At 46.7% G+C, this 23,681-nt stretch carries 2 protein-coding genes; one reads left to right on the top strand and one right to left on the bottom strand.

The window, feature by feature from the left end:
• Positions 1 to 40 precede the first annotated feature (40 nt).
• Positions 41 to 22,237: a YDG domain-containing protein gene (locus ICN20_RS10015; protein WP_216240090.1), complete on the top strand. Its 22,197-nt coding sequence runs from the start codon at positions 41 to 43 to the stop codon at positions 22,235 to 22,237.
• 5 nt (positions 22,238 to 22,242) lie between these two features.
• Here ICN20_RS10015 and ICN20_RS10010 read toward each other — a convergent pair whose 3' ends face one another.
• Positions 22,243 to 23,628 carry a phosphomannomutase/phosphoglucomutase gene (locus ICN20_RS10010; protein WP_216240088.1) on the bottom strand — a complete coding sequence of 462 codons (1,386 nt, stop codon included), beginning with the start codon at positions 23,626 to 23,628 and terminating at the stop codon, positions 22,243 to 22,245.
• Positions 23,629 to 23,681: the final 53 nt, after the last annotated feature.

The following is a 23,681-nucleotide window of genomic DNA, read 5'->3' as shown; positions in this document are numbered from 1 at the left end:
TTCACAGCTAGACCCCAATCAAAGCAATCTGCATGGTGGTTTGATTGAAACCTCTGGCGGCACACTCAGTTTGCTATCAAGTATTAATGCAGGTAGGGGTGGTATCTGGTTAATTGATCCGTATGACATCATCATCGATGCTACAGTCGCTGGCTATATCAATACCGCACTTAATGCCTCTACTAATGTAGAAATCAGCACCGCAAATTCAAGTAATACCATCGGATCAAATTCAGTAAGCAGTATCTCTGGCAATGGCAATATCAGCATCCGTTCTGCCATTAATGCAACAGCCGGCTCAGCCACTCTCACCTTTATAGCAACAACGATTGAGTTAAATGCAGACGTCACAACGCGTGGCGCACAGACCTATAACGGCGATATTCTATTAGCGAGCAACTCAACTGTCACATCAACTAATGGTGATGTGATAATCAACGGCTCCGTAAGAGCGACAACTTATCCCGTTACTGGCTACCTTAGTTTGACAGGTACTGGTGGGTATGCAATTGATGGCGTGGCACAAACGACATTGAATGCAACTCCAACCAGCACTAGAGCTGGAACTTTGTCATATGCAAGCGGCATTTATACCTGGTTGCCGTCATATACTTTCGCCTCCCAATATCTGGTTGTTGGTTCAGGTGGTGCAGGTGGCGCTAATAATGGCGGCGGCGGCGGTGGCGGCGGCGTCATCATCAATTCTTCATACGCAGTTGGATCAGGCACTACATATTCGATAGTTGTCGGAACTGTAGTTGCCGCCAATGCTGGGGGCTATTCATCTCTGACATCTGGTGGGGTTACTGTTACCGCAAATGGAGGAACTGCTGGTGGTGGTGGTGGAAATTTCTGGGGTGGATCTGGTGGTACATCTGGTTCAACAGTCGTTAGCGGGGTAACCACTTCTGTGCATGTAGGCGGTAATGCAGTCCCCGGTTCATGCTGCAGCCAACAAAATGGTTCTAGTGGCGGCGGTAGTGCTGGTAATGGTACTTATGCTGCTGCTAATAGTAACAATGGTCTAGGTACATCATCTTCAATTACTGGTACGCCTGTAGAGTATGGACAGGGTGGCAATGGAAGTGCTGGTGGCAATCAGGGGGCGGCAATCTATACCCCTGGTACCGGCGGTCCTGGAGGCGCTGGAAATTATGGTGGTAATACAACCGCAAATAACGGTGTCGTGATCTTCCAGGGTCGCGGATTTGCACCGGCAAATTACACGCTAACTATTAATAGCGGTACTGGTTCAACTGCCATTACTGGCGCTGTTACCAACATCCTTGGAATTACTATTAACTCAAGCAATATAAGCAATTCAATTGGCGGAATTATTTCCGGTGGAACTTCAGTCACTAAGCAAGGTACTGGCTTATTAACTCTGAATGGCCTAAACACTTATACCGGCGGCACCACAGTAACAGCCGGTACTTTACAAGCTGGTTCAGCCACTGCATTCGGTGCAAGTAGCAGTGCGATTAGCGTAGCTTCTGGCGCTTCACTTGATTTAAATGGGCAGGTAATAAGCAATACAAATGCCGCAACTATTGCTGGATCAGGTGTTTCTTCTAACGGCGCCATTACTAATAGCAGCTCTACTGCGGCTTCTTATGCGGGAACAGTAGCAATGTCTGCTGCGAGTTCTATTGGTACTAGTGGTGGAAACTTAACTATTGGTGGTGTCATCAGCGGTGCTTATGCCATCATCATTAATGCTGGCGCAAGCCAAAATGGCACAGTCGTGTTCTCAAACACGAATACTTATGGCACAACCACACTCGCAAATGCAACCGTTATTGAAGGCGGAACGCTCTCCATTAGCGCAGATGCAAATTTAGGTGCAGTAAGTAATGCTGCAACTGCTGTTGCTCTGAATGGCGGTACTTTACAAGGTACCGCAAGTTTCACTCTGAGTGCAACCCGTGGCGTAACTTTGGGTACTGGTGGAGGCGGATTGGCTGCTACTAGTTCTAATACCCTAACTGTCGCTGGAGTGGTTGCTGGCTCGAATGCTTTAACCATTAACGGAGCAAATCAAACCGGTACTGTAGCTTTATCCTCCGCAACTAATAGTTATTCTGGCAATACCACCATCACTTCAGGAAAGATGCAAATTAGTGGGGCAGGTAAGTTAGGTAGCGGCACTTACTCTGGAACTATTTCTAATTCAGGCACCTTCCAATACTCATCATCCGCCGCTCAAACCCTATCAGGTGCTATTAGTGGTGGCGGTAATCTTATTAAAGATACCAGCAGCTCTAGCACTCTGACTTTATCGGTCTCTAATAGTTATAGCGGTGGAACCAGCGTTCAGTCCGGAATAGTTAAGGCTGGCAATGCAAGTGCTTTTGGTTCCGGCGATATCACAGTTGGAGCAAATGCCAATTCATTAGGGACGATTGACCTGAATGGTTTAACTATCAGTAACAACCTCATTCTCAATGGTGGTAGTACTGGTGGTGCTGTTACTAACTCCAGTACGACGGCAGCAACAGCCTCTGGATCTGTCACCATTGGATCTGCAACCTCTATCGATGGTGCTAACACCCTAAATTTCACCGGGATTGTGAATGCGGGAACTAATGGCATCGCTTTTGTAGGCGCAGGTACCTACAGCATGAATAATGCATCCAATACCTTGGCCACTATTGCAACTTCATCAACACCAGTTGCTGGCCTTACCATCGCCAATAGCAGCACCTTAACCATTGGCTCGGTTACCGTGAATAGCACAACCTATAGTGGCTTGGCGGTAGCAGGCAATCTGACAATTAATGCGCCATTAAATATCAATGGCAACATTACCACTGGCGGCACTCAAGCCTATAACGGCGTCGTCAATATCACTGGCACCTCTGTATTGGCAACCTATACCGGCGGCACAGGTACAACTCAGGCTAACAAGGCAATTACATTTGCCGCTACGGTTGATGGACCTGGTGCGCTAACTATTACGAATGGCTCTGCTACAACAACATTTGGGGATGCCGTTGGTGCAACTACTGCACTTGCTTCACTATCTATAACCGGCACTGGTTCTACAACCCTGGGTGGAAATGTCACAACCACAGGCATTCAATCCTATGGCGGTAACGTTGCATTAAACGCGGAAAACATAAACTTAAATACCAACAATGCTGCTGTCACTATTACTGGTACTGTTTCCTCAGTGTCTGCCCCGGGATCTTATAACGGCGTTTTAGCTCTTTATACGGATGGTACATATAGTTATAACGGTACATCAGCCGTTGCGGCCTCTACCAATGCAAGTCAACCTACAGTTCTTGCTGCTGGCGGAGGAACGCTGGTTTATGTTAGTTCTGTATTTACATGGACGCCCTCAATTACAAAGACTGGCGCTAGATATTTGGTCGTTGGTGGTGGTGGAGGTGGCGGATCTGACTGGGGCGGCGGTGGTGGCGCAGGCGGCTTCCTTCAAGGTACTGTAGACATTTCTGCAAATACAAGTTATTCGATTACTGTAGGTGCTGGTGGTACGCCTACTGCAAATAGAAATGGAAGCGGTGTTTGCGGACCTAATGCAAACTGTGTTGGTAATACAGGTGGAATGTCAACTGCCTTTGGTTATTCAGCGTACGGTGGCGGTGGTGGTGGTACTTACGTAACTCCTGGTACTGCACCTGCAGGAACCTACGGTTCAGGCGGTGGCGGTGGCGGTGGTAATAGTGGTGCAGGAAATTATTCTTTAGGCACAGCTGGACAAGGTAACAATGGCGGTAATGGACAGAATGGTTACTTAACGCCAGCTTTTGCGCCGAGCAATGGCGGAGGTGGTGGCGGTGGAGGCGGAAGTGCAACTGCAGGTGCCTCTCCAACTGTTTCAGCAGGAGTCGTCACAGGTGGTAAAGGTGGCAACGGGACCGCTTCTGACATTACCGGCTCCAGTGTTTATTACGCTGCAGGTGGCGGCGGTGGTGTGTATGGTGGCGCCGCTGGAAGCACGGCAGGCCTTGGCGGCCTTGGCGGTGGAGGTAACGGAAGTATTGGTGTAAACGCATCTAATGCCACCAGTTATGGATCTGGCGGCGGCGGCGGTGGTAGCGTTCGATTGGGTGGTGCAGGCTCCGCCGGTATTGCAGTTGTTAATACTGGTCCAACCACATCAGCTGGTAACTCTTTGGTTATTAACTCCGGCACTGCGACTGCAACCATTACAGGCGGCACTACCGACCTAGTTAATCTGACCATTAACTCCAGCAGCGCTTCAAGCATTATTACTGGAGCCATTACTGGGGCTACCAATTTAGTCAAGACATGTTCGGGTACCTGTACTGCAGCAAGCGTCACAAGCACGAATCGCAATACCGTTAACGGTACGCTAACACTCGTTGCTAATAATAGCTATACGGGAACAACCACCATTACCAGTGGAACGATCCAGGTTGGAAATAACACTACAACTGGAACCTTGGGTTCTGGTGCTCTAACAAATAACGGTAACCTCGCTTTTTATAAGAGTGCTGCTCTCACATATTCAACCAACCTGACTGGTACTGGATCAGTGTCCCAGAATGGTTCCGGTGTATTGACGCTCTCAGGAAATAACTCCTATCAAGGCGGCACGTTTATTTCTGATAGCAAAAAGATTATTGTGACTAGTGCTAATGCATTGGGTGGTGCTAATAGTGGCTTAGTCACTATTGGGGCATCTGGTATTTTGGATCTTCAGTATTCAGGAACAGTTTCAATCGGCTCTCTATACATGAATACCGGAGCCAGCATTACAAACTCTGCAAATACCAGCAATCTTGCAGTAAGCGGCGTAAGTACTTTACTCGGCACTGTAACAACGGCGGGTACTCAAACGTATACAGGCGCTGCAACAGTAAATGGATCAACAACGCTGAATACTACCAATGCTGCAATTAATTTCGGTAGCACTATTTCTTCTGGCGTAACAGTTGCTAGAGCATTGCAATTATTAGGTGGTGGCTCATACCAATATGGTGCTGGCAGCATTGCTACAGTTGGTGCAAGCGCGGTTACCTTAATAGATGGCGCTACGTTGTCATACGCAAGTGGTGCCTACAGCTGGACTCCCTCTTCAAACACTACGGCTGACTATTTGATTGTTGCGGGTGGCGGTGGCGGTAGCCTGGGAACTAATGGTGTTTATTGGGGGCCTGGTGCAGGTGGTGGTCAAGTATTAACTGGAAGTAACACTTGGGCAGCAGGAACAACATACACCATAACAGTGGGTGCAGGTGGCGCTTCACCATCCGTTACGGGTGGCGGTGCTAATACCACTGCGGCACGCGCCAATACTGGATACGATGGCGGTATAGGTGGAACATCTATTATTTCTGGCTCAGGACTCTCAACCATTACTGCTTTAGGTGGTAATGGCAGTAACCATAACTCGGGCACTGGCGCTACTAGTGGATCTGGCCAGCTTGGCGCTGTTGGGTCTACTGTTGCATCATTAGCGGGCGGAGCAGGTGGTGGTGCAGGTGGTGCTGGTAGTGGTTTAACTGGCGGATCAGGCGTTACCTCTTCTATTACAGGTACGTCAGTCGAATACGGCATTGGTGGTTGCGGCATGAATGGAACGGCATGTGCCAATGCAACGCCGGCTGCCAACTCAGGTAGGGGAGCTGCTTCAATAATTGGAAGTGTTGCTCCCGCAGGAGGTTCAGGTGTTGTAGCAATTTCTATTGCACGTGATTTTGTACCTCAGTCTCTAATACTTAATACTGGTAGCGCGGCCGTAACACTAAATAATAATGTTGCTGATGTTTCACTTGCAATTAATAGCACAAGTGCATCAAGCGCCATTTCTGGTGTTATTTCTGGGGCAGTATCTCTAACCTATAACTCGGCCTCTACTTACAACACTAATGGCAATGGAGTCATAACGCTTGCTAATGCCAATACCTATACAGGTGGAACTACGGTTGCCTCAGGCAAGGTAGTTTTAGGCAACAACAGCTCCCTCGGAACTGGTGCTGTTACTGTTGGAACTGCGGTCACTTCACTAGGTACGGTAGATCTTCGTGGTTATAGCGTTGGTAATAATTTCACCATCTATGGTGGTGATGGCACAGGCGCAATTATTAATTCAAGCTCTGGAACCACTTCTACTATTTCAGGCACGGTAAGTTTAGATACAGTTGCCGCTTCTTTGGGTGGAGCGGGCAACCTCACGATTAGCGGTGTTGTAAATGACAGCAGTAGAGGTATTGCATTCATCGGCACGGGTAATTTCTCTCTAGCGAATGCATCTAACACGATTGCAATAATTGGAACCATTAGTACTGGTATTGGCTCCTTAACCATCGTTGATAACACCAATCTCACAATTGGTTCTGTAACTGTAAATTCAGTTGCCTACAGCGGTATTAAGAGTAGTGGGGCTGTCTCTATTACCGCTACAGCAAGTTCAACTGCCTCATCAGCAATCACTAGTACGGTAGCCACAAATGCGAGTGGTAATGTGAGCTTTACAGCTACTTCAACTACTGGTAATGGCATCGATTACACCGGGGCTAGCGGAACCATTACTGGCGCTGCAGTTTCTCTCACTGGAACATCCACGACTGGTATTGCCGTTAAAGCCACAGGTACGATTACCGCAAATTCTTTATCTGTAACCGGTACAGGTACAACAGCTGCAACTGTTGTTAGCTTAGGCGCAATGACAATCAACACCGGTGATCTGACGGTAGTTGGTAATGACACGGCAGCAGGGTCGAGCACTGGCATTACTCAGACTGGTGCTATTGCAGATAATGCCAACGGCGGAAATATCACATTCCGCTCAAATAACAGCATTACACAGAGTGGCACCATCACATTAGCAGCCAATACAAGCGGCAATGCTTCCACGATTTTGTATGACAACCGTTATGGAGATAAGACCTCAGTATTAACTATCGGAACACTTACTAATACCGGCAGCTCAAGCCCAGTCAATTATTCAATCTTGGCATCTGGTGGCGCAATTGATCCAATTGTTAGTGTTTCTGGATATATAGTTTTAGACAATACCTACGGTTGCACTGGCTCGGGCTGCAATCCAGTGAGTGGATTCATTACATTGGGCAATGCAGCTACATATGCAACTACCAGTGCTGGTGTAACAACGACTGGTGCATTGTCAGCGGGTAGCTATGTAACTCTGAAGGGTATTTCCAGTGGTGCTGCTGGCGTGGTTCTCGGTGGAACGGTATCTGCTGCATCTGGTGATATCACCATCATTGGTGCATCAACAGCGGCAGCATCCAAAGCAATCGATATGCCAGCCATATCAAGCTTATATGCCCCATCTGGAAATATCATTCTCACTGGCACTAAGTCAACTGCTTCCACCGGGGCTGTTATTAGCATTGTTGGAACATCAGCTGCATCTCCAACAGCCATTAGCGCATCAGGCTATATCCAAATTACAGCTTATGCGCCATCTTCTAATACTTATGTAGCTTATTTCTCTTATGCGGTATTAGCAGCAGGGGGAGATATTACGATTTCAGCTGCTGGCGGTGGTGGTAATGGCACAGTCTATTTCACTAACAGCCCAATTTATGCAGGTGGTAACCTCGCAATTCAAGGTGCAGCAGTAGGTGCCGCTAATACCAAGACCAATACTGCTGCAAGTGGATTCTTGGCTGGCGAAACCAATACCAACTTGATTGCAAGCTCTTTAGCTGATGCAACCATTATTAGCGGCAGTCTTTCAGGTGGGTCTGTAGCCGGAACTATTCTTGCTACCTACGTAGCCCCGGTAACTGGATCCAGTTCGCAGTGGTTATTGGGCTTCTCTGATACTTCATATACCAAAATGGTCTTGGTAACTTTGTCCATTAGTGGAAATTCTGTAATGGCAACGCCAACCGCTGCTGGATATGTAGCAATTGCTACATTTAATGGCTATACCGGAACTGCAGCTCAAAAGATCAATACTGCTTGGGCCGCAAAAACAGCCATGACTCTTAATGTTACAAATGCTGCTACAGCTGGATATGGTGTATCTAACCTTGTATTCAATGGTTATCAATCAACCGGCTTAGCTGCGGGCGTAACTGGATCAGCAGTTTCATCCGATGCAAGCGCAATATACCTGGGTGCTAATGCTGCTACCACTATCGCAAGCGGCAAGGTAAATGCCGGCTCTTACACTGACATTGTTGCGGTTGGCAATATCTGGATGGCTGGAACATCATCTGGAGCCGGTATAAACGTAGTAGATGATTACGCCAATATTACTTCGACTAGTGGCTCAATTAGATTGATTGGTGTAGTTTCTGGAAGTGGAAGTGTTGGAGTCCGCTTACGTGGCGCCTCAATAGTCACAACTCAAAATGCTACGAACGGCGTAATTGATATTTTGGGTACCTCAACCAATACCACTAGTGGTTGGGCTGTTTATATGGATGGAACGGGGACAGCTACCGCTCCATCTGTGGTGAATTCTGCTAAGACGCTCAATATCATTGGCTATGCTGCTGGCGCAGGTGGTACTTACGGCATTGATACTGTTTCTTATGTCTTGCTGAAATCTGCTGGAAACATGTTGATTTCTGGCAGTACTCCCAATGGTACTAATTCATACGCTATTGATCTGACCAATACAATTATCAAATCAGGGGGTGCTTTAACCATTCAGGGCGCTACAACAGCAACTGTCTCTGCTGAAAATGGTGGTCTAGTTGGCACTACCATTGCTAATGTTGCCTCTACTGTCGCGGGTTCTGCTGTTAATGCCGGCCTTCAGCACGCAGTGCGTATTAACGGCACTACAACACTTACCTATAGCGCTGTTACTTACTCCAATGTTGTAGCAGCAGGTAATGTTTGGATAGCAGGTCAGTCCCCAAGTTCAACTGGCGGCTACTACGGCCTATATATCTATTCATCTATTATCTCTACTGGTGGTGGAATTACCTTAATTGGAACGACTGCTGGTAGTGGGGGAATGGGTGTTCGTTTAGGCACTAACGCAGATTTAATTGCTCAAGATACGACTAATGGCAACATCGCTGTATATGGCACGGCAAGCAATGCAACCACGGGCTATGGTATTTACATTGATGGTGGTGGGGTTGGCACAAGTCCACATATATTTGATGCAGGTAAAGATCTTTCTTTAGTTTCTTATGCAAGTGGAAGCACTGGAACCTTCGGTATTTATTCAACTACTTACGGCATATTTAAAGCCCTGGGCAATATATTGGTCTCAGGAAGTACGCCAAACGGCGCTGATGCTTACAACATTCGTTTAGACAATACGGCGCTTCAAGCAAATGGCAGCATTACTATGCAAGGGGCTACAACCAGCACTTTGACCAATGCTAATGGAAGCACCAATTCAACTGGTATTGCAAACGTAGCAACGACAGTGCAAGGTGCTGCCGCAAATGGTGGTAAACAGTATGCAATTTATATCAATGGAACCACTGTTGAAACTTATAACAATGTCCAGTACAGCAATATATTGGCTGGCGGGGATATTTGGATTGCGGCAGCTACCAACGGCGCAACTGGTGGTTACTATGGATTATTCGATTACTCATCCATTAAATCTGTTAACGGTAACGTCACTTTAATTGGTACAACTAGTGGAAACGGTGGCATGGGTGTTTCACTACAAACCAATGCAGACGTCATAGCTGGAACTGCATCCGGTCAGCTTTATGTTGCCAATACATCTGGTACAGCCCTGACAGCGCCGGTAATGATTTCAAACTCAGGCTTTGGAACTTTAATAGGGCAGATCAGTGGCACTACTTTGCCAACACTCAGTGCAGCAACTTTAGCTGGATACAACATTAGTTACCAAGGCGGTACGACTAGTGCTGGAGCTCGCGCGGCAACGGATATTGCGCTTTATGCAACTACGCCAACGACTGCTTCCTACATCATCGGTGTACGTGATACGCCAACAAGCGGCACTGTTTATACCAAGATGGAGCTAGTAACATTAAGTCTCCTTGGTAGCAATGTATATGCAAGCGTACAAACAGCGAAATACAACACTACCGCATTAACAACGGGTACGGCATCTAACATACTGGGCGGTAGCACCAATCTTGTAACCCTTTGGAACGCAGGAACAGTTACAACTACAAGTAATGCAAAATCTGCAACTGGCTACGGTGCCGCAAACTTATTATTCAGCAATGTGGGTTTGAGTACTACCTCAGCATCTACTGGCGATATCTATATCTTTGGCACCAACACCAACGCAACTGGTGGTGATGGTGTGAATATCGTTGGCGGTGGAGCGGCCACTACTCCCCATATCTTTGATGCGGCCAAGACCTTGAATATTGTTGGTTATGCAAATGGTACAAGTAATGCTAATGCGATAGTTTCAGCTAATAACGGTATCTTTAAGTCTGGCGGAGATATGTTAATTTCCGGTAGTACGCCTAATGGTACTAACGTATACGCCATTCAGTTAACCAATACAGCCTTGTATTCTGGTGGTAAGTTAACAATGCAGGGTGCCACTACTTCTACTCTAAGCGCCCAAAATGGTGGTCTAGTTGGAACAACAATTGCTAATGTGGCAACAACTGTTGCTGGTTCAGCAGTTAACGGTGGAACACAGCATGGTATTTATATCAACGGAACTGCTGTCATAACCTACAACGGTAGCACTTACTCTGACAACGTTGCGTCCGGCAATATTTGGGTTGCTGCTACTACTGGCACTTCTGCAGGCGCGTATTACGGTATTTACGACTATTCAGCATTTACCTCTACCAATGGATCAATTACTTTAATTGGTAGTACTGGTGGGGTTAGTGGCTTGGGCGTAAACCTGCAGGCTACTGCCCATGTAATTGCGCAAAATGCTACCAATGGTTATATCTATATTTACGGAACCAATACAAGTACATCGGGAGGGGATGGTGTCAATATTAATGGCAATACAGCGCTAGCACCCCATGTGTTTGATGCGGGTAAGAATTTAGTTATTTCCGGATATGCCAATGGAACAAGTGGCGCCAATAGTATCTATGTAACCACCTTCACTCTATTTAAATCTGGTGGTGATTTAACATTTTCTGGATCCACACCTAGAGGTACCAACTCTTACGGCATGTATTTATACAATGTGGCTATGAAATCCGCAGGCACATTAACCGTGCAGGGCGCAACGACTTCAACCATCACCAACGCGAACGGATCTAGTGGTGGCCAAACTATTGCTAACGTAGCCACTGGAGTAGTAGGATCCGCAGTGAATGGCGGCTCACAACATGCTATTTACTTTGGCCCATCAGCCACGGTCACCTATAACGCAGTGTCCTACACGGGTATAGTTGCAGATGGAAATATTTGGATAGTTGGCTCAACGGCTGCAACAGGCGGCTATCACGGTCTCGATATTCGTGGCACACCGATCACTTCAACTGGTGGGTCAATTGTTCTTACTGGTATCACCTCTGGCTATGGCGGTATTGGTATTTATTTCTCTGCAGCTACAGCAAACGTTGTTGCGGCCGGTGATATCACTATTTCAGCAAGCAATCTAAGCTCAACTAACGGCCATGGTTTATATATTGTCGGCTCAACTCAATCAGCCCCACAGGCATTTATAGCTGGGGGCGCTCTAACCATATCGGTTTTTGTATCAGGCACAAGTAATGAAAGTTATTACCTGATGAACATTGATACCTATACTTTATTTAAGTCCGGCGGCGATATGATATTCGCGCTGAATTCACCATATAAAGCGTCTCTTGCAACTTGGAACGTGCGATTCATTAACACTGTTATCAATTCAGGCGGTAACTTAAATTTCCAGGGATCTGTATTAAGCACCCTAAGTGCGCAAAATGGCGGAGCTAGTGGCACCACTATCGCCAATGTGGCAACTTCGGCTGCCAATACTCGCATTAATAATGGCGCTAACTACGGTATGTTATTCAATAGCAATGTATCGGTAACCTACGGTTCTCCAACAGTGACCTATTCCGGCATTGTTGCAACTGGCAATATTTGGATTGGCAGCTTAACTACTAGTGGTGTGCAAGCTTTTTATAACAATTCCAATATCACTTCAACGGCTGGAGCAGTTACTATTTGGGGAACGGTTACAGCTGCTAGTGCTAACGGCGTCTACTTAAATTCAGGGACGATAAGCTCTGCAGGATTGTTGACATTGACAGGTACGGCAACTGGTACAAGCACTACCGTTGCAAATAATGGCGTTTATATGACTTCTAGTGCCACCTTGACATCTGCTGGTGGCATAGCAATTGCTAGCACTGGTACCACTGGTGGTGCTAATGCAGTTGTTAATCTAAATGGTGCTGTCACTAATACCGGCACGACAGGTACCGGCATCACCATTTCTAGTACTGCTGATACCTCAACAGCAGCTATTACCAACTCCGGTGCTAATGGTGTGCGCATCACTGGTGGTTATGGCATAGCAGCCGGCACAACGACTGGCGGTAACATCCTGGCGCTTGGCACCATAACCAATACCGGCGGAGTAGTAGCCTTATCCATGGCGCAGCCTGGCGCAAGTCCATACACCATCGAAGGCAAGGTTGGCATCACCAGCTCTAACGTATCGATGGCAAATATTCGTTATAGCAATGTTGGTGGCACTTTCACCAATCCAACCGCCTATTCAACAGGTAATTTCATTGATTACCGCGCTGGGGTTGCCTCTTACACTATTACCGTTTCTCTAGGGGCTAACTATTCCCAGGCCTACGGTACCGCCTACAACTCATCCACTGCAACCACTTGGTTGCAAAACAATGCCACTGTTACCTTAAGCGCTACGCCATTTGGTGTTAGCTCTACTGGCGTTAAAGCTGGTCTAACTTTCAACAGTAGTATCGGCAATCCAGCAGTGAATGCCAATATTGTCCAAGCAGCTACAGTTATTAAAACAGGAAGTATTCTTTCTGCCGATGGTGTAACTGTCACTGTATCTGGAACGCCAACATACACCATCACCAAAGCCACTCTAACCATTACAGATTTAGCAAGTAGTACGACTTATAACGGCACAAGTACCTATGCTGGCTTGGTCAATACAGCTGGATTCTCATTAAGCGGCTTAGTAAGCTCTATTGGCGGCGTTAATACTGGCGATACGGTTACATCGGTTACACAAACCATTAAATCCGGCTCTACAGTCGGTTCGGGTACAGGCATTACTGGTACCGATATCGCTCAATATGGCTCATTCAACACTACGCCAAGTTTGGCGGTAGGCAGCGGTTTAGCAAACTACAACATTAGCTATGTAGGTGTTGGATCGACTGTAGCGAAAGCGGCTCTCACCATTACTGCTGCTAGCGATATTAAGACTTACGGTGCAACAACGACAAATGCAGGCTTGGTTTACACCACATCTGGCGGAACTGCGACTGCACCAGCAGGCAGCGGTTTGGGTTATTCAATTACCTCCGGCAGTCTATTAGGCGTAAGTGATACCTTAACAGGCGTTACCTTAACGAGTGCCGGTGGTGTTGCAACCGCAGCCGTAATGTCAGGCGCTTCTGCAGCGAGCTACTCAATTGTTCCAAGCGCTGCGTCCGGTACGGGATTGAGTAACTACACCATTACCTATGCCAATGGGGCAATGTCAGTCAATCCGCGTGCGCTAGCTATTACCGCAACAAACCAAACTTCGTCTTATGGCACAGCATTTAGTGTAGGCACTGGAAAGACAGCATTTAGTTCAAGCGGTTTACAGAACAGTGAAACTATTGGCAGCATTACTACGGCTAGCACCGGCTCATCCACATCGGCTACGGTAGGTACCTATGCCTTAATTCCAGGTGCGGCTACAGGTGGCACCTTTACCGCTAGCAACTACACCATTGCGTATGCCAATGGCATATTGACTGTCGGAACTAAGGCTTTAACAATTACTGCCTCTCAGCAAACGGGTGACTATGGTGTTTCTCTTAATTTGGGAACCAGCCAATATACCTCTAGCGGCCTCATTAACGGCAATAGCATTTCAGGGGTAACGCTGCTCTATGCCAATAACGCCACCGTAGCGCCAACTGTTAATGCGGGTACTTATTCCGGCGGAATAGTTCCAAGTGCTGCGACGGGTAGTGGTTTATCAAACTACGCTATTACCTATGTCAATGGCAATTTAGTGATTAATAAAGCGACATTGACGGTTACACCAAATGCTAAATCAGTTAACTATGATGGCGCGACTCTAAATAATGGAACCTATTCGGTAGCGATTGCTAATTACACGGTTACTGGTTATCAGAATTCAGATAACGCGACGAGTGCCCCAGTAACATTGACTGGTATTATCGGCTTTAACGGCAGCACAACGACAACAGTTCAAAACGCCGCTACTTATGCCTTAACTGTCGGAACTTTGGCAGGCACTAGCACCAATAGCAACTATCAGGTTAGCTTTGCCAATACCAATAGCAATGCCTATGTGATTAACAAGGCAACAGTTTCTATTGCCGCTTCTAAAACCTATGATGGATCGGCAACCTTTGTTGTAGGTACGCCAGGCACAACATTAACCGTTGCCACTGGCATTGTCGGGCAAACGTTAACCTTGAGCGGCTCTGCTGATGCGAATAGTGCCAATGTGACTGGCGTGACAAGTTTGCCAACAACGGGTTTAACCTTGGGCAACTGTTCTGGTGGTGGCTGTGTTGGTGCTGCTTCAAACTATCAACTACCAGTATCGACCTCAAGCGTCTCTATTACGCCTAAAACTATTTCTGTAAGGCTTGCTGATAAATCTAAAACCTACGATGCAAGCACAAGTACGATATTAACGGCGGGCAGTAGCGGTAGCGCCGGAGATTATGCATACACAGGTTTCGTAGGCTCTGAGGGTGCGTACATTGCTAAGACTGCTGCAACCTATAACTCAGCTAATGCAAGTCTCAGCGGACTATATACTATTGCAAGCACTGTTTCCATTGCTTTAGTGGCGGGTGATTTCACGGCCAAAGTGGGTACCTTGCTCAGCAACTACACCTTACCGAGCTCTGCTAGCGGTAATGGAACGATTGCTAAAGCAACATTGACGATGACAGCGGCAGATGCTGCTAAGTTCGTTGGTCAAGTAGATCCTTCATTTACTTACACTATTACTGGATTAGTAGGTGGTGACACTACCGCAGTATTGAGTGGTGCAGCCGTTGCTAGATCTAACGCATCTACAAATACTGCTGGATATGTAGATAGCTTGGTACCTAGTGCAACTGCTGCTAACTACACCATTAACCCTGTCAATGGCGTATTCACAATTGTTGCTCAAGGCCAGTTACTGATTCGCGTGGGTAATAGCACCTCAGTGTATGGAACGCTTAGCGGCACGGCCAATCTTTCCGCGGTTGCAAATGTAACGGCTTCATATTGTGCCATTGGTTCTAGTTGTGGAGCAGGTGATATTGTCAATTTATCCATGACTGCACCAACAGGCGCTAGCGTAAGCTGGTTGGCAGTGGATGCTCAAGCACCGCAAGGTCGCTATACCTTTGATGTCAATGCAAACGTTCCATCCGGTTCAGTAAGTGGAGCAGGGTACTTGAAGGTTGGCGCCTATACAGTAACCCCATCAAGCACAGTTACTACTATTGGAGCAGTTACAAACTACTCAACCAGCTATCCTGTATTGGTTAATTCAGGAACTATTTCTGTAACACCATTAACGCTGACTGTCAGTCCAACTGGCGGTATAGCTCCAACAAAACAATATGACACATCCGCCACTTTATCTGGCGCAACATTAACGCCTACCAATAAGGTAGGTATTGATGCGATCAGTCTTGTTGGCTACGGCTCTTATGGCACTGCTAATGCTGGATCAACCACATACACCATCAACAATATTGTCCTCTCTGGCGCTGATGCTGAAAATTATTCTGTAGCTGGTGTAACTGTATCTGGCGCAACTAGTATCAGCCAAGCACCAGTGACAGTAAGCGGTTTATCTGCGGCCAATAAGGTATATGACACAAATCGCACTGCGGTGTTGAGTGGAGCAGGAGCAACCGTTATTGGTTTGTTGGGCAGCGATACTGCCTCGGTTAGCGGCACGGTTGCCGGTACATTCAGTCAAGCCAATGTTGGCACAGGATTGACGGTAACTCCTGTAGTGGGTAGCTCAGGATTGGTACTCGATAACGCCAACTATTATATTTCTGGCGTTACTAGTTCATTGACAGCCGATATTACAGCTGCACCAATAACTGTAACCGCAGCAAAAGTGTATGACGGTAGTAAAACAGTTACCAATTCCGGTATCTCAGTAGCCGGTATTGGTGGTCAGACTTTAGTATTAAGTGCGGGTACGGGAACCTTGAGCAATCCAAACGTTGGTTCCGCTGCTTTAGTAGCCTTAAACAATGCAACTTTAGGTAACGGCACTGGCTTGGCATCAAACTACACCTTAGTAAACCCAAGCTTCAGCACAGTCACCATCACACCGGCTGCCATTACTGTTGCACCAACTGCTGCAGTTAAAGTTTATGACACCAATATGAGCGTAGTTGGCGCAAGCGTTGTTCCGGGATTGTCATTGGTCAGTGGTGCTTTGTATTACAACTCCGCAAATTCCTCAAATGCTAGCTCGAATGTTGTTCAGGACTCGCTATCGGGTGGAACATTTTTATATGACAATGCAAACGCTGGAACTGGAAAAACATTAAGCGTCAGCGGTATTAGCATGCTTAGTGGAACTACGAGTGTAGTTGGCAATTACAGCATCACCTATGCTGCTACTTCCACTAGCTCCATCACTAAAGCACCGCTGACGATTAGTGGATTGAGTGCAAGTAATAAGCAATACGATGCCGGACGTGTTGCTGCAATTGGTGGAACACCAACAGCTGTTGGAGTGCTAACCAATGCTTCCAATATCCAAGATACGATTACAGTTGCTATTGCTGGTACCGCACCAAGCGGACTATTTAGCCAGTCTGATGTTGGCACAGGTTTAGTTGTAACGCCTAATACCACCACCTCTGGCGGCTACACCACGATGAATGGTATTACGCTAGGGGGCGCAAGCGCTAATAATTACTATGTAGTAGGTGTTAATTCAACGCTTACTGCTGCTATTACTCCTGCCCCAATTACCGTAACCGCAGTTAAAACCTATGATGGTAGCAACACAGTTACTACTAGCGATATCACTGTAGCTGGTGTTGCTGGTCAAACACTAACGCTATCCGCTGGTACTGCAACATTAAGCAATCCTAATGTAGGTACGGCAGCACTTATTGGCCTCAATGGTGCGTCATTGGCAAATGGCGCAGGGGGTATTGCAGGTAGTGCATCTAATTACACTGTAAGCAATCCTACCTTTGGATCAGTGACGATTACACCGGCCAATATCGTGTTTACAGCAACTAATGCCGAGAAAGTCTACGATACGACAACCGGTATCGTTGGTGCTACAACAATACCTGGCGCAACAATAGCTAGTGGAACCCTGTACACCAACGCTTCTACAGGTTTGACTGATGCGATTTCTGGCGGAACTTTTGCTTATGCCACAGCGGCCGCTGGTAGTAACAAGCAATTAAATGTTTCTGGGGTAGGCATTCTGAACGGTAGTACAGATGCCAGCGCAAACTACAATATTTCCTATGTAGCAAATACGACTAGCGCTATCACTAAGGCACCTGTAACCATTGCTGGTTTAACTATTAGCAACAAAGTCTATGACACCTTAACGGATGCACAAATTTCTCTGGCTGGCGCTACTGTTGCTGGTTTAATTGGTGCCGATGCTACCGCTGGTGTAACGGTAGGCGGCTCTGTGACAGGTAGTTTTGCTTCTGCGAACGTCGGAAATGGAATTGCTGTTTCACCAACGCTTACTAGCGTAACCCTCAGTAATCCAAACTACACAATTACTGGCGTAACCAGCCCACTTTCTGCAAATATCACTCCTGCGCCAATTACTTTGACTGCTAGTAAGATCTATGACGGTAGCAACACAGTAGCCTTGAGTGGTCTGATCGCTGCTGGAGTAGGGGGTGAGACATTAACCTTAAGCGCAGGTAGCGCCACCCTAAGTAATCCTAATGTGGGCACTGCTACATTGGCCAGTTTGAATAACGCAGTATTGGCAGATGGCATAAGCGGAACCATTGGACTTGCTTCTAACTATACCGTCCTAAATCCGGTGATGAGCACCGTCACAATTACCCCTGCAAATATCACCATTAGTTCAACTGATGCCGTGAAGGTATATGACGCCACTACTGGCGTAGTTGGAGCCAGCACAGCACCACTCGCAAGTGTTTCTACAGGCACTTTATTCACTAATGCTTCTACTGGTTTGGTAGATACGTTATCTGGTGGAACTTTTGCTTATAGCAATGCCAATGCGGGAAGTAGTAATAAGACTCTGAATGTGGGTAATGTTGCCATCATGAATGGCAGTACGAATATCAGTTCGAACTACAACATCACCTACCAAGACAACACTACTAGCACTATTACACCTGCACCTTTAACCTTTGTAGTTTCTAGCAGCTCTGGAAGCTATGGAACCGCAGCAAGTCTCGCGGGAGCATCAGCGATATTAAGCGGATTCTTGAGCTCAGCCGATCAATCGAACATTACGCCGACCATTGCAGTCTCTAGTGGCGGTAGTGTGATTACCTTGGCTAATAACACCCCAGCAGGCATTTATCAAATGGTGGTTACCGGTATATCTGGTACAGGATCATCTAATTATCAAATCGTATCTTCAGGTAGCAATAGCGGCACGCTCACTATTAATAAGGCATCGTTAACCATTACCGCTAATGCTCAGTCCACTACTTATGGTTCAGCCCTTAGCTTGGGAACTAGTGCCTTTACTTATGGCATCCTGGTAAGTGGTGACACGGTTGATGCTGTGACTTTGACAAGCGTGATCGGTAATGCAGCTGCTAGTGCAACCGTTCCAGGAACTGCTTATGCAGGGATTTACAGTATTACCCCAAGCGCTGCAACTGGAACCGGTATTGCTAACTATGCGATTACTTATGTAACGAATACACTCACAATCGACAGAAAAGCCATATCCGTTGTAGCTGATAACGCTTCAATGACCTATGGCGCAACAACCTTGCCAACACTGACTTATCAAACGGTTTCTGGCTTGGTAAACGGTGACTCCATGGCTGGATTGCTTGCAACTACAGCTACGCCTTATAACGGTACTGCAGGTTCTGCATCTAATGTTAGGGTGGGTGGCTATCCAATTAGCCAGGGCACTGTAAGCGCAGGCTCTAACTACACTATTAACTACACAGGTGGCACCTTAACTGTTGATCCAGCTTCATTAACAATTACAGCAAGCACCCAATCAACCACTTATGGCTCACCTTTGGTTTTATCTCAGACTGCATACACCAGTTCCGGCCTAACTAATGGCGACTCTGTTGCTGGTGCAAGCATCAAGAAGTCATCTAGCACGATCGTCGCAGGTAATGTTGATGCTGGAACCTATGCCGGCACCTTGGATGTCAGTGCGGCTACCGGTAACGGTTTATCGAACTACAACATTACCTATGCATCCGGAGATTTGGTTGTTGGTAAAAAAGTGTTGATTGTTAGCGCTGTAGCTGATGCAAAGTTTGTGACAACCGCAGATAACATTGGTTTTAATGGCGTTCTGTATTCAGGGTTTGTCAATGGGGATACTGCCTCAAGCTTATTGAGCCCTGCAACAGTCAGCGCCGACCGCTCATCTATGTTGAGTGTTGTCTCGCCAGCTGGTGTCACTACTTCAGGTCTATTACCTTCGGCAGGTACTGAGCCCGCAGCAACCTATGCCAATGCTTTGGTAGCCGCAGGCGCAAGCTCTAATAACTACACCTTTACCTACGTCAAAGCAAATCTGACTGTGGTTCCAGCGGATGGCTTAATAGTTCAGGCCGGTACACAAAGCGTTACTTATGGAAATTCTCCAAATTACTCTGGCGCTACAGCTCAGTACCTATTTAATGGCGCTCCAACTTCATTGCCTATCACCATTGCTGGTAACGCTATTAGCATCACCGATGGTGCAGGCGCCGTTATTACAGGAAATATCACGCCTAATAACGCAGTTATCAGTAGTTCTGGCAATCTCTCGGTAGGTAACTACAGTCTCGGAGTTTCCAACTTCTATAACCAAAGCCTGAATTTCAACTCCATGACAGTCATTGGTGGTCTCACCATAACTCCAAAAACTGTAGCACTGAGCTCTCTTGGCATTAGTGGCGTCACTAAGGTGTATGACGGCAATACCAATATGACCAATCTTGCCTTGAGCGCCAATCCGAGTGCGTTAGTGGCGGGTGATGTACTAAATGTTACGGGTGCAGGCTCATTTGACTCCAAGAATGTGGCATCTAATAGCATTGGGTATACCGTTGCAGTGGCTCTAGCCGGTGCAGATGCCGCAAACTATGTGATTTCTGGAAGCCCAATTTATACCGGCACTAATGGCACGATTACCCAGCTCAACTCAGTAACATATACCGGTAGTGCTGGTGGTTTATGGGTTAACCCTTCAAATTGGACGACAACTGGCACCTCAACTGTTGGCGCGATTCCAGATCTGTCTAACGTCGCACATGTGATTCTTCCGGCTGGATCTAGTGTGGTTTACGACGATTCTGTTCAAGGCCCAGTCACTTCAGCAGTAGCCAATAGTGGCAACTTAAATTTCAATCTAACGGCTGATACTACTGTGCCCATGTCAATTAGTGGCACCGGAATCGTGACCATCTCTGGAGCAGGTATTGTTACCTTAACTGGTAATAGCTCATATACAGGCGCCACCATTCTGAATGCAGGCACCAAGTTAATTGCGGGTGCCAATAATGCGATCGGCGCTGGTTCAATTACTTCAAATGGCACCGCCTTAAATCCTGCGATCTTTTCAACAGGTGGTGGTGTGGTTTTACCAAGATTAAATATTGCAGGTGGCACAACCGAGATTTGGAGTGATATCGCTACTGCTGGTACACAAACCTACAGCGGTAGCTTACTGATTGGTTCATCCAATACTCACATTACGACCATCAGCAGCAATAATGCCAATATCACTATGAATGGCACATTAGATGGCTCGAGTAATAAGTCTGAGTCATTGGTGATTAATGCTGGAACTGGCACAGTTACCTTTGCCGATAGCATTGGCTCAATTGCAAGACTGAATAACTTGACCGTTACCGGATCAAGCATTTATGTTTTGGCTGACATCTTGACTGGTATGACCCAAACTTACAATGGCGCTGTATATATTGGTGACGCTAGTTATGTTGGCCGCACCCCAGTAACTGGATTCTTATTCACAGATCACTACAAAGGCTACTTCCAATATATCGCCGGTACGGGCGTGAGTGCTAGTACGATCGACTACCTCAATACCAATCCTGTCTATGTTCGTACGATGGTTTCGGAAGATCCGAGCATTACTTATAACGGAACAGTCAATGACACAGTTGCTAATACCCATACCTTATTGGTAGCGGCAGTTGCCCCAACAGTAATTCCAACATCTAGCGGATATGCTACGGTCAACGCAGGAGCATCAATTAACTTTAATGCTGCAGTAGGGGGCTCGGCACCACTCTACAGCTTAAATACCCAATTGGTGGTTGCTAACGTGAGCCCAAGTAATGCCACAAGCTATATCGGTACGATCAATCTGTTTGGCGGTGCTGCAACATACTCCAATCAAACCTACCGCGCTAATTTGATGACCGCACGTACAGCTTCACAGCCTGGTGGCGTGGTCTTCTCGGTATGGGATCCTGCTGCAAGTGTTAATTTCAACCTACCGATTCAGACAACAGCCAATAGTGGTTGCTCTACTAATTGCGGTCAGGTCAACCTGCAAAATCCAAATAGTCTAGATTCACTCACTATCTACGGCAGTACAAACTTTACTCAGGCAGCCAACCTGACGGGTCAAAATAATTGGGGCAATCAACTGACTGTAAGTAATGCCTTGGGTTATGTTGCTCCACCCCCAGTGATACCCCCTGCAACCTTACCAGCGACTCAGCAAATTCCATCTATTGATAGTCTTAGTGGCGGCGCATTAAGAGAGGCGCTTGATTACCATGCCGATCAAGCTCAGATGTTTGTGGATATGAAGGTTCTGATGGCGGGTGTGACTGTCAGCACTCCTGAAGAGATTCAGGCAGCGCCTAAAAAGGCCGGCACAACAATCAAGGCGCCAAAGAATGGCGACAGTAGCGCCATCTGTAGCGTAGATGAAAAAGGTGATATGTACTGCGGTGAAGAGTAAATCTTTTAGAACGGCAGCTTGGCTTCCGGTTTAGCAGTTAGTAATACCGCCTTAAACTCCGCCTGAATACGCTTAATAGCTTCTTCACTATCAGCCTCAAAGCGCATCACTACTACAGGTGTTGTGTTTGACGGTCGCGCCAAACCAAAACCATCGGCATATTCCACACGTACTCCATCAATCGTATTGATGGACTCAGAAGTAGGGAACTTGGCATTTGCTTTAATGGTTTCAAGTAAAGCGAATGGCTCACCTTCAGCACAAGCCAGTTGCAATTCAGGTGTGCAAATAGCATTTGGTAAGTCATTAAGGGTTTGATTTGGATCTTTCTCTTTGGAAAGAATCTCCAATAAACGTGCGCCGGTGTAAAGACCATCATCAAAACCAAACCAACGGTCTTTAAAGAATATATGGCCAGACATCTCGCCTGCTAATGGTGCGCCAGTCTCTTTAAGCTTGGCTTTCACTAAAGAGTGACCGGTTTTCCACATCAGTGGCTCGCCACCATGTTTTTTCACATAAGTTGCTAAGTTGCGGGTGCATTTAACGTCATAAATAATCTGGCCACCAGGATTGCGTGAGAGCACATCCTTGGCAAACAGCATCATTTGACGGTCTGGGAATATCACCTGACCATCTTTAGTCACTACACCCAAACGGTCAGCATCACCGTCAAAGGCAAGGCCTAATTCGTTATCGGTAGTTTGTAAGTTCTTGATTAGATCTTGCAAGTTCTCAATATGCGCTGGATCTGGATGATGGTTCGGAAAATGACCATCTACTTCGCAAAAGAGTTCTTGAACTTCGCAGCCTAAAGCTCTAAAGAGTTTTCCAGCAAATGCGCCACCAACACCATTGCCGCAGTCGACAACAATCTTCATAGGACGAGCTAACTTAACATCGCCCACAATGCGCTCTAAGTACATTGGGAAAATATCAAAGGTGCTTCTAGTGCCTTGGCCAGTAGCAAATTGCTTAGCTTCAATACGCTTACGCAGAGCCTGAATTTGATCGCCGTAGATTGCCGCACCACCCAGAACCATCTTGAAACCGTTGTAGTTTGGTGGGTTGTGGCTACCGGTGATCATGATGCCGGACTTGGGTTTCTTGCCATTAAGCACCTGGTTGGCACCAAAATACACCATTGGCGTAGCTACCATTCCCAGATCAATCACATTAATACCGGTTGATAGTAAACCTTCGGTTAAGGCCTCAATCAGGCTTGGGCCTGATAAGCGACCATCGCGACCAATAACAATTTCAGTTTCACCTAGCTCACGCATCTCCGTGCCAAATGCTTGGCCAATCAGTTTGGCAATCGATGGATCTACAGTCTCATCAATAATGCCGCGAATGTCATAAGCTTTGAAAATGGATGGAGAGAGTTGCATGAGTTTTCTTTCGGTGTCTGGGCTAATGCTAGATCAATATAGCTATTAATAAG

The sequence above is a fragment of the Polynucleobacter sp. JS-Polo-80-F4 genome, from assembly GCF_018881965.1.
Classification (GTDB): Bacteria; Pseudomonadota; Gammaproteobacteria; order Burkholderiales; family Burkholderiaceae; genus Polynucleobacter.
The sequence above is the reverse complement of the archived record's forward strand: the minus strand, read 5'-3'. Positions and strand labels throughout refer to the sequence as shown.

Excerpts from the sequence above, each read along its gene's own strand:
- ICN20_RS10010 (WP_216240088.1), bottom strand. The coding sequence starts at position 23,628 with ATGCAACTCTCTCCATCCATTTTCAAAGCTTATGACATTCGCGGCATT.